We start from the raw sequence: 9,451 nt of genomic DNA on the forward strand, positions 1-9,451 counted from the left end.
TCACGAATCGCGCCCCGTGACACGGCTCGTGTCGCGGGGCGCGCGTATGGCCATGGAAAAAGGTTTCCAAGGCTTGGCATTTTCCGTAGAATGTCGCCTCTTCGTGTGGACCCTCCATGCGAAGCCGAGTTCTGTGGCACGATTTTCACTTCAACACGAAGGACAGATTACGCAATGGTTACCATTCGTCTGGCACGTGGTGGCGCCAAGAAGCGTCCCTTCTACCACCTGGCTGTAGCTGATTCCCGCACAGCCCGTGATGGCCGCTTCATCGAGCGCGTCGGCTTCTTCAACCCGGTCGCTCGCGGCCAGGAAGAGCGTCTGCGCATCGATCTCGAGCGCATCGCTCACTGGCAGCAGCAGGGCGCACAGGTCTCTGACCGTGTCGCTCAGCTGATCAAGGAAGCTGGCAAGCAGCAGGCTTGATTTCCAGGATGCCTACTCACTCGAACAACCCGCAGCCGACCGCACACACCTCGCATGGCGATGATGTGGTGGTCATGGGGAAGCTTACCAGCCCCTATGGCGTGAAAGGCTGGCTCAAGGTGTACTCCTACACCAGCCCGATCGATGGCATCTTCGACTACGCCGGCTGGATCCTGAAGCTTGACGGGAAGCAGATTCCCGCGCGACTTGCCCAGGCACGTCGTCATGGCAAGGGTCTGGTGGCGCAGCTGGAAGGTGTCGACGATCGCGAAGCGGCGCAGGCGCTGGCCGGGGCGGAGATTCTCCTGCCCAAGCAGCAACTGCCGCAGCTCGAGGTGGGTGAGTACTACTGGCATCAACTGGAAGGTCTCGAGGTGGTGACGCTGGATGGCCAGCGCCTCGGACAAGTGAACACCCTGATGGAAACCGGTGCCAACGACGTTCTGGTGATCAAGCCGAACGACGACAGCATCGATGAGAAGGAACGGCTCGTGCCGTACCTGCCCGATCAGGTGGTTCGCGATGTGGATCTCGTCAATGGACGCATGAGCGTCGATTGGGATCCCGAATTCTGATGAAAAGCACAGAGAGCTGACGCCTGTGTGGATTGGTGTAGTAAGTCTGTTTCCGGAAATGTTCACGGCGATCACCGCCAGTGGCGTGACCGGCCGAGCGGTCGACAAGGGCCTGCTCGAGGTCGATTTCTGGAACCCGCGTGACTACGCCACCGACAGGCACCGTACGGTCGATGATCGTCCCTACGGCGGTGGTCCCGGCATGTTGATGAAGGTCGAGACCCTGCGAGGCGCCATTCGTGACGCCCGTGCCGCTGGCGGTGACGACGCCCGCGTGATCTATCTCTCCCCGCAAGGCCGCAAGCTGGATCAGGCCGGTGCCCGCGAACTGGCGACGAATGAGCGCCTGATCGTGGTGGCCGGACGCTATGAAGGCATTGACGAACGCGTGGTGGAAGAGGAGATCGACGAGGAATGGTCGATCGGCGATTACGTCCTGTCTGGCGGTGAGCTGCCAGCCATGGTCCTGATCGATACGGTAGCGCGCCTGGTGCCGGGCGTACTCGGGCATGAAGCCAGTGCGGAGGAGGATTCCTTCACCGACGGCCTGCTCGATTGTCCGCACTACACTCGCCCCGAAGTCATCGACGGCAAGCGAGTGCCGGAAGTGCTGCTCAGTGGCAATCATGCCCTGATCAAGCGCTGGCGGTTGCAACAGTCTCTGGGACGTACCTGGCTCAGGCGTCCGGATCTGCTGGAGAGCCGCACGTTGACTCGTGAGGAGCGCAAGCTGCTCGACGAGTTCATCGCGCAGCACGCCCGGAAAGGCAAGGCCTGACCTTCGCGGACCTCGCGTTCGCTGTCAGGAGAAGGCCGCCACCGTGGCGGAGGTGCGGCACGGCCCGGAGTCATCTTGCGGGAGCCCCGTGGCGCGTCACACACAAGGTCGATCCCCGTGTTCAAGGCCGTTTGCGGTGCCGGGGTCATGACGAACATCAGCCTCAGGGTTGATGCTAACGAATTTGGAGCTAGCGATGAGCAGCAAGAACAAACTGATCCAGGCGATCGAAAACGAGCAGATGGCCAAGGAAATCCCGGCCTTTGCACCGGGCGACACCATCGTCGTCCAGGTCAAGGTCGTCGAAGGTACCCGCGAGCGTCTGCAGGCCTTCGAAGGCGTGGTGATCGGCAAGCGTAACCGCGGTCTGAACTCCGCCTTCACCGTCCGCAAGATCTCCCACGGTGTGGGCGTCGAGCGTACTTTCCAGACTTACAGCCCGCAGGTTGCTGCCATCGACGTCAAGCGTCGTGGTGACGTCCGTCAGGCCAAGCTGTACTACCTCCGTGAGCGTAGCGGCAAGTCTGCACGCATCAAGGAAAAGCTGGGCTAAGCGCTCCGCATTCCCTGACTGCAGAACTCGGCAGTACGGCGGAGGAGCGAATTGCCACTTGCTCCTCCGCCACACAAAGACCCCGCCATGCCTCGCATGGCGGGGTCTTTGTGTCTGTGGATGAGGGAAAGTTGCCGCAGTGACCGTCGGATTCATTTCAACGTCAGGGCGTCACGGTAGAATTCGGCAGTCGTCGCGCCGGAAGGTGTCGGTTGCGCGCATCGGGAAGGAGGAAGCAGGCATGAAGGATGACGAGACGCTGGTCGCGGCATTTCTCGATACGTTGTGGCTGGAGCGCGGTGTCAGTGACAACACGCTTGGTGCCTATCGAAGTGACCTCGAGAGCTGGCAGCGGTGGTTGCTGGAGCAGCAGGAGTCCGGAGGCGAAGCCACGCCATTGCTGGAGGCGCCCCCTGTGCAGGTGCAGGCATTCTGTGACTCACGACGTGAATCGCATGCGCTGCGCTCCACCGCGCGACTGTTGTCTGCGTTGCGGCGGTTCTATCGCTGGGCACTGGCCGAGGGCATGATCGAGGCGGATCCCGTGCATGAGGTGCGCCTTCCCCGCGTGATCCCCAGCCTGCCTGGCACGCTCGACGAGGAGGAAGTCGAGCGCCTGCTGGAGGCGCCGGATCTCGAGACGGCCATCGGCCTGCGCGACCGTACCATGCTGGAGGTGCTCTATGGCGCGGGATTGCGCATCAGTGAACTGGTCGGTCTGCGGGTCGATGCGCTCAATCTGCGCCAGGGCGTGGTCAGAGTGATCGGCAAGGGCGATCGCGAGCGGCTGGTGCCGTTGGGCGAGGAGGCCTGTGACTGGCTGTCACGCTGGCTGTCGGCTGGCCGACCTGCGATGATGGCCGACCAGACGCGCCCGGCGCTGTTTCCCGGTCGGCATGACAAGGCCATGACGCGGCAGACCTTCTGGCACCGCATCCGGCGCCACGCCGTCACGGCCGGTATCGACAAGCCCCTGTCACCGCATACCCTGCGCCACGCCTTTGCGACGCACCTGCTCAATCATGGTGCCAACCTGCGTGTCGTGCAGCTGTTGCTGGGTCATCGTGATCTATCCACGACCCAGATCTATACCCATGTGGCTCAGGCGCGTCTGGAACGCCTGCACGCCGAACATCATCCGCGTGGTTGATACCAGGCACTTCGCCCCGCGGACGCCAAGGAGAGTCTGATGAGCAAGTTCACCCGCCGCCCGCAGCGCCTGCCACAGGCGTTGCGTCTGTTGAGCGCTGCTACCCTGCTGAGCGTGATGGCACCGCTCGCCCGGGCTGACGCGCTGGATGATCTGCGTGACAAGCTGGTAGTCAATGGCCAGCCGTTGCCGGTGGAGTCGCTGGCTTCCAGTCCGATCGAGGGTCTCTTCGAGGTGAAGCTCACCAGCGGCGAGACCTTCTTCACCGATGCGACGGGCAAGCACCTGATCGTGGGGGAAATGTACCGCAACGACGGTGACAAGGGGCTGGTGAATCTCAGCGAGCAGAAGGCCAATGGCGAGCGCCAGAAGCTGCTGGCCGAGGTCAGTGAGGACGACATGGTCATCTTCCGCCCGGCGGGTGAGGTCAAGGCGGTGATCAGCGTCTTCACTGACACCACCTGCCCCTATTGCCGCAAGCTGCATGAGGAAGTGCCGGAGCTCAATGCGCGTGGTGTCGAAGTGCGTTATCTGGCCTTCCCGCGTGGCGGTCTGCGCTCGCAGGGCGCACGCGAGCTGGCTCAGGTATGGTGTGCCGAGAATCGCACCGAGGCGATGAACCAGATCAAGAATCAGAGGCAGGCACCCAAGCAGGAAGCCAGCTGTGATGCCCCGGTGGAAAGCCAGTATCAGCTCGGTACGCGCATGGGCGTGCAGGGCACACCGGCCATCGTGATGCCGGATGGCAAGATGGTGCCGGGCTATCTGCCGGTGGATCGCCTGACCACCATGTTGGGACTGGATGGCTGATGGCGTGACGCCTCAGAGTGGCTGCGCGTTGACAGGGCGTCCTGCCTTGCTACCGTGGTCACGAAAGACACAGACGCGAGCCGTCTGGATAATAGACCGACGACAGGTCGGCAAGGCCCTGGCGCTCCGGCGCGGCCTCCAAGGCTGGATACCGTAACAAGAGAGGAAAGCGACGTTGAAACCGGTGAAAGTAGGAATCTGTGGTCTGGGTACCGTAGGCGGCGGCACGTTCAACGTGCTGGTACGCAATGCCGATGAGATTGCGCGTCGTGCTGGACGCCCGATTATCGTCGAACAGGTTGGCGCTCGTCGTGACAACCCTGACTGCGATATCACCGGCGTCAGCCGCACGCATGACATCTTCGAGGTCGCGCGCAACCCCGAGATCGATGTGCTGGTCGAACTGATCGGTGGCTATGACGTTGCCTATGAGTTGGTGATGGAAGCGATCGCCAACGGCAAGCATGTCGTGACCGCCAACAAGGCGCTGATCGCCGTGCACGGCAACGAGATCTTCCGCGCCGCGGCCGAGAAAGGGGTGATGGTGGCCTTCGAGGCAGCGGTCGCCGGTGGCATCCCGGTCATCAAGTCCCTGCGGGAAGGCCTGGGCGCCAACCGTATCCAGTGGCTGGCCGGCATCATCAACGGCACCGGCAACTTCATTCTCAGCGCGATGCGCGATGAAGGCCGCAGTTTCGATGACGTGCTGGCCGAGGCGCAGGCGCTGGGCTATGCCGAAGCGGACCCGACCTTCGACGTTGAAGGCATCGATGCTGCCCACAAGCTGACCATCCTGGCCTCCATTGCCTTCGGCGTGCCGCTGCAGTTCGACAAGGCCTACACCGAAGGCATCTCGCGCATCACGGCTGATGACATCGAGCAGGCCGACAACCTGGGCTATATCATCAAGCACCTGGGGATCACCCGCGCCACGGCCAAGGGCCTTGAGCTGCGCGTGCATCCGACGCTGATTCCCAAGGAGCGCCTGCTGGCCAACGTGCATGGCGTCAAGAATGCCATCGAGGTGATGGGCGATGCAGTCGGTCCCACCCTCTACTATGGTGCCGGCGCCGGTGCCGAGCCGACGGCCTCTGCCGTCGTGGCGGATCTGCTCGACGTGGCGCGCGATATCGCCACCGACCACCGCTACCGCGTGCCGTATCTGGCCTTCGCCGAAATCAATCAGCACGGTGACACCCTGCCGATCCTGCCGATGGAAGAGATCGAGACGGCCTGCTACCTGCGTCTGCATGCGGTGGATCGTCCGGGGGTCCTGGCGCGTGTCGCGTCGATTCTCTCCGAACAGGGTATCTCCATCGAGGCGATCATCCAGAAGGAGGCCACCGAAGGCGAGCTGGTGCCGATCATTCTGCTCACGCACCGCGCGCGCGAATTGCACATGAACGAAGCGATTCGCCAGCTGGAAGCGCTGGTGGATGTCGCCGGTTCCGTGGTGCGCATTCGCGTCGAGGATCTCGACGACAACGCCTGATCGCGGGCAAACGGTACCGGGTCATCGAGGTTGATGGCTCGGTACTGCTGGGCAGCCGGCGCAGGCCGGAAGAGCAAGAATCATAACGGTGGCGAACGCCACGGGAAGACACGACATGCGTTATATTTCCACGCGCGGCCAGGCGCCGGCGCTCGGTTTTGAAGATGTGGTCCTCACGGGGCTTGCCAGCGATGGTGGCCTGTATGTGCCGGAAACCCTGCCGCAGTTCAGTGCCGAAGAACTGACGGCGATGGCTGGTGAGTCCTATGCGGAAATCGCCTTCCGTGTCATGAAGCCCTTCGTCGATGGTGCCATCGATGACGAGACCTTCCGTGAACTCGTGCGCGAGACCTACGCGACCTTCAGTCACGATGCGGTCGTGCCGCTCAATCAGCTCGACAGCAACCATTACCTGCTGGAGCTGTTCCACGGCCCGACGCTGGCCTTCAAGGATGTCGCGCTGCAGCTGCTGGGTCGCCTGCTCGATCACTTCCTCGCCAAGCGTGGCGAGCGTGCGGTGATCATGGGCGCGACCTCCGGTGATACCGGTTCTGCCGCCATCGAGGGCTGCCGTGCCTGCGATCATGTGGATATCTTCATCCTGCATCCGCACAACCGCGTCTCCGAAGTACAGCGCCGCCAGATGACCTCCGTGCTGGCGCCCAACGTCTTCAATGTCGCCATCGAAGGCAACTTCGACGATGCCCAGGCGATGGTGAAGGCCAGCTTCGCCGACCAGAATTTCCTGGATGGCACGCGTCTGGTCGCGGTCAACTCGATCAACTGGGCGCGCATCATGGCCCAGACCGTCTACTACGTGGCCGCCGGTGTGGCGCTGGGCGCTCCGGCGCGTCAGGTCAGCTTCACGGTGCCGTCGGCCAACTTCGGCAACATCTTTGCCGGCTATCTGGCCTCGCGCATGGGTCTGCCGGTCCGTCAGCTGGTGATCGCCACCAACGCCAACGACATCCTGCACCGCACCATCTCCTCCAACGACTTCTCGCGTCAGGAGCTGAAGGCGACGCTGGCACCGTCAATGGATATCGTGGTGTCCTCCAACTTCGAGCGTCTGCTGTTCGAAGCCTATGGCCGTGATGGTCAGGCGATCCGTGAACTGCTCGAGCACTTCTCGCGCGAACCGGCGGCGCTGGCGGATGCCCCGCTGGCTAAGCTGCGTGAGTTGTTCTCCAGCCACAGCGTCGACGACGAGACGATTCTCGAGGTCATCCGTGAAGCGCATCAGCGCACCGGCGAGATCCTCGATCCGCATACGGCGACAGGCTATCGCGCGGCAGAAGTCTGCCGGACGGATACCGCGACGCCGATGATCACGCTGGCGACGGCGCATCCGGCCAAGTTCGCCGAAGCGGTGGCGCGTGCTGGTTTCGCGGGTGTCGATCTGCCGCCACATCTGCATGACCTGCTGGAGCGCGAAGAGCGCTACAGCGTGCTGCCGGCCGAGCTGGCTGCCGTGCAGGACTTCGTGCGCGAGAATCGCCGCGGGTGATCGCATCAACGACGGCTCAGGCCTCCGGGGCTGAGCCGTCGTCCTTCTTTCATGGCCGTCATTTTCGCAGTCCGCTGTCGAAATGACGGCCATGTCGTTTGTCAGGAGTTCTTCATGTCTGTCACTCCCTCCTTGTCACCCTCCTTGGCACAAGGCACCGCATCGCGCCCTGATGAGCGTACGCTGGCGGCCAGCATCGCGCGGGTCATCCAGCCTCGCGTCAGAGATGAGCGCCTCTACCAGCAGGGGATCGCGACGGGGCTCAGCGAACTGCAGGCACGTGTGCTGGCAGGGCGGTTGACGCTGGAGAGCTGCAAGGCGCCGCTGGAGGCGCTGGTCACGCCGGCGCTCCGGCATATCGAGCATCCCGAGCGGCTGGCAGATGGCCGGCGGGCGGCAGAGCGTATCGCGCGTGCTGTCGCCGAGGGTGAGCACATCGGCATCCTCACGGACTATGACGTGGACGGCATCACCTCGCATGTGGTGATGCTGCGCACGCTGACGGAGTTGTTCGATGTGCCCTACGACCGGGTGCACAGTCTGATCGGTCATCGCATCCACGATGGTTACGGCATCAGTCTGCCGCTGGTCGAGCGCATCATGACACTGTCGCCGCGCCCGAGCCTGATCGTCACCGCGGATTGTGGTTCCAGTGATGAGGCGCGCCTGGCGCTGCTCAAGGAAGCGGGGATAGAGGTCGTGGTGACGGATCACCATGCGCTGCCTCAGGAAGGGCCGCCGGCTTCCGCCTACGCGACCGTCAATCCGACACGTGACGATTGTGCCTATCCGGATGCGACCATCGCCGGTTGCATGGTGGCCTGGTTGACCATGTCATTGACGCGCAATGTGCTGATCGAGCAAGGCAGATTGCCGGGGGATGCACCCAAGTTGTCGCCATGGCTGTCATATGTGGCGCTGGGGACGGTGGCGGACTGTGTGTCACTGGGGGGCAGTGCGATCAATCGTGCGGTGGTCAATCTGGGTCTGACGTTGATCAATCGCATGCAGGAGCCCTGCTGGCGAGCCATGGCAGAGCGGCTCGGGGCCGATAGCGTGCCCTTCGATGCCGAGACGCTGGCCTTCCAGATGGGGCCGCGCATCAATGCCCGCTCACGACTGGATGATCCTTACGCCGCGCTGCATTTCATGCTGGCGCGTGAAGATGAGGCTGCTCAGCGCGCGCTGGAGGTGCTCGATCAGGACAATCAGTCGCGCAAGGCGATCGAGGCCGAGATGGTGGAGTCGGCGCGCGCCTTGGCGCTCGCCTCGTTGCGGGAAGGGCATCAGGTGATCGTGGTGCATCTGGACGATGGTCACCCGGGAGTGCAGGGCATTGTCGCTTCACGTCTCGTGCAGCAGTTCGGGCGTCCGACCGTCGTGCTGACGCCAGCCGCGGTGCCCGGCATGTTGACGGGGTCCGGGCGCTCCATCGAAGGATTGCATCTGCGGGATGCGTTGCAGCGAGCGCATGACCTGGCACCGCAGTGTCTGCCGCGTTTCGGTGGGCACAGAGGTGCGGCAGGGGTGGGCTTGCCCCTGGCGGAGAAGGATACCTTCACTCGTGCTCTGCAACAGGCGGCCGCGGAGCAATTGGGTGAAAGGGCGCTCAACCCCTTGATTCTCAGTGATGGTGAACTGGCAGAAAGGCAGTTGAGCCTGGAGACCCTGGATGAACTCGAGCGTCTGGCACCTTTCGGGCGTGAGTTCGAGGCGCCTCTCTTCGAGGGCAGTTTCCTGGTCGAGAGTCTGCGACCGGTAGGTGCCGATGGCACACATCTGTCGCTTGAGCTCTCGCTTGGGCGTACACGCCTCAAGGCGATCTGGTTCCGGGCGCTGTCGCCGGGGGAATCGCCGGCATTCGGCGCGGGGGCCGCTCTGAAGTGTGCTTACAAGCTGTCGCGCAATCGCTGGCGGGGGAGAGAATCGCTGCAGCTGATGCTGGAGCATGCCGTACCAGCATGAGCGTGCTTGAATGAATTGCGGTATCTGGCCAGAAAGCCCTTGTGCTCAGCCCGGATCGTGCGTAAAGTACGCATCCGCTGCCGGGGACGCATGGCGTTACCAGCGGTGAAAGAGGTTTGCAGGTGATTGTTTTGTTTGATGTTTTTGAAGTCCGCTTCCAAATCATCGATTGACAATCCCGGGCGATTCGCTAGA

Annotated in this window: 9 protein-coding genes; all 9 read left to right on the top strand. The window is 62.9% G+C overall.

Annotated elements, in window-relative coordinates; genetic code table 11:
* Positions 1–174 precede the first annotated feature (174 nt).
* The 9 genes from rpsP (at position 175) to HXS66_RS16920 (ending at position 9,256) form a co-directional block, all read left to right on the top strand.
* Positions 175–426, top strand: coding sequence for a 30S ribosomal protein S16 (gene rpsP / locus HXS66_RS16880; protein ID WP_065392604.1), 252 nt, complete (start codon positions 175–177; stop codon positions 424–426).
* An 8-nt stretch (positions 427–434) separates the two neighbouring features.
* Positions 435–1,001 carry a ribosome maturation factor RimM gene (gene rimM, locus HXS66_RS16885; RefSeq protein WP_065392605.1) on the top strand — a complete coding sequence of 189 codons (567 nt, stop codon included), beginning with the start codon at positions 435–437 and terminating at the stop codon, positions 999–1,001.
* Between the two features lie 25 nt (positions 1,002–1,026).
* A complete protein-coding gene (gene trmD, locus HXS66_RS16890) occupies positions 1,027–1,779 on the top strand; it encodes a tRNA (guanosine(37)-N1)-methyltransferase TrmD (protein ID WP_065392606.1) in 753 nt (250 codons plus the stop codon).
* A 196-nt stretch (positions 1,780–1,975) separates the two neighbouring features.
* Positions 1,976–2,332, top strand: coding sequence for a 50S ribosomal protein L19 (gene rplS / locus HXS66_RS16895; protein ID WP_043336437.1), 357 nt, complete (start codon positions 1,976–1,978; stop codon positions 2,330–2,332).
* A 241-nt stretch (positions 2,333–2,573) separates the two neighbouring features.
* A complete protein-coding gene (xerD, locus tag HXS66_RS16900; RefSeq protein ID WP_176504127.1) occupies positions 2,574–3,482 on the top strand; it encodes a site-specific tyrosine recombinase XerD in 909 nt (302 codons plus the stop codon).
* 39 nt (positions 3,483–3,521) lie between these two features.
* Positions 3,522–4,292 carry a DsbC family protein gene (locus HXS66_RS16905; RefSeq protein ID WP_176504128.1) on the top strand — a complete coding sequence of 257 codons (771 nt, stop codon included), beginning with the start codon at positions 3,522–3,524 and terminating at the stop codon, positions 4,290–4,292.
* 175 nt (positions 4,293–4,467) lie between these two features.
* The gene (locus HXS66_RS16910; protein WP_077373629.1) at positions 4,468–5,784 is read left to right on the top strand and encodes a homoserine dehydrogenase; all 1,317 of its coding nucleotides are present in this window, start codon (positions 4,468–4,470) and stop codon (positions 5,782–5,784) included.
* Between the two features lie 115 nt (positions 5,785–5,899).
* Positions 5,900–7,291 carry a threonine synthase gene (gene thrC / locus HXS66_RS16915; protein ID WP_136939730.1) on the top strand — a complete coding sequence of 464 codons (1,392 nt, stop codon included), beginning with the start codon at positions 5,900–5,902 and terminating at the stop codon, positions 7,289–7,291.
* 114 nt (positions 7,292–7,405) lie between these two features.
* Positions 7,406–9,256, top strand: a complete 1,851-nt coding sequence (locus tag HXS66_RS16920; RefSeq protein WP_176504129.1) for a DHH family phosphoesterase — start codon at positions 7,406–7,408, stop codon at positions 9,254–9,256.
* Positions 9,257–9,451 lie beyond the last annotated feature (195 nt).

Source organism: Cobetia sp. 5-11-6-3 (assembly GCF_013374055.1).
In the GTDB taxonomy this organism is placed as follows: Bacteria; Pseudomonadota; Gammaproteobacteria; order Pseudomonadales; family Halomonadaceae; genus Cobetia; species Cobetia marina.

Bases quoted from the DNA above. Each gene is read 5' to 3' on its own strand.
- HXS66_RS16920 (WP_176504129.1), top strand. From the start codon at position 7,406: ATGTCTGTCACTCCCTCCTTGTCACCCTCCTTGGCACAAGGCACCGCA.
- xerD (WP_176504127.1), top strand. From the start codon at position 2,574: ATGAAGGATGACGAGACGCTGGTCGCGGCATTTCTCGATACGTTGTGG.
- HXS66_RS16905 (WP_176504128.1), top strand. From the start codon at position 3,522: ATGAGCAAGTTCACCCGCCGCCCGCAGCGCCTGCCACAGGCGTTGCGT.
- rplS (WP_043336437.1), top strand. From the start codon at position 1,976: ATGAGCAGCAAGAACAAACTGATCCAGGCGATCGAAAACGAGCAGATG.
- rpsP (WP_065392604.1), top strand. From the start codon at position 175: ATGGTTACCATTCGTCTGGCACGTGGTGGCGCCAAGAAGCGTCCCTTC.
- rimM (WP_065392605.1), top strand. From the start codon at position 435: ATGCCTACTCACTCGAACAACCCGCAGCCGACCGCACACACCTCGCAT.
- thrC (WP_136939730.1), top strand. From the start codon at position 5,900: ATGCGTTATATTTCCACGCGCGGCCAGGCGCCGGCGCTCGGTTTTGAA.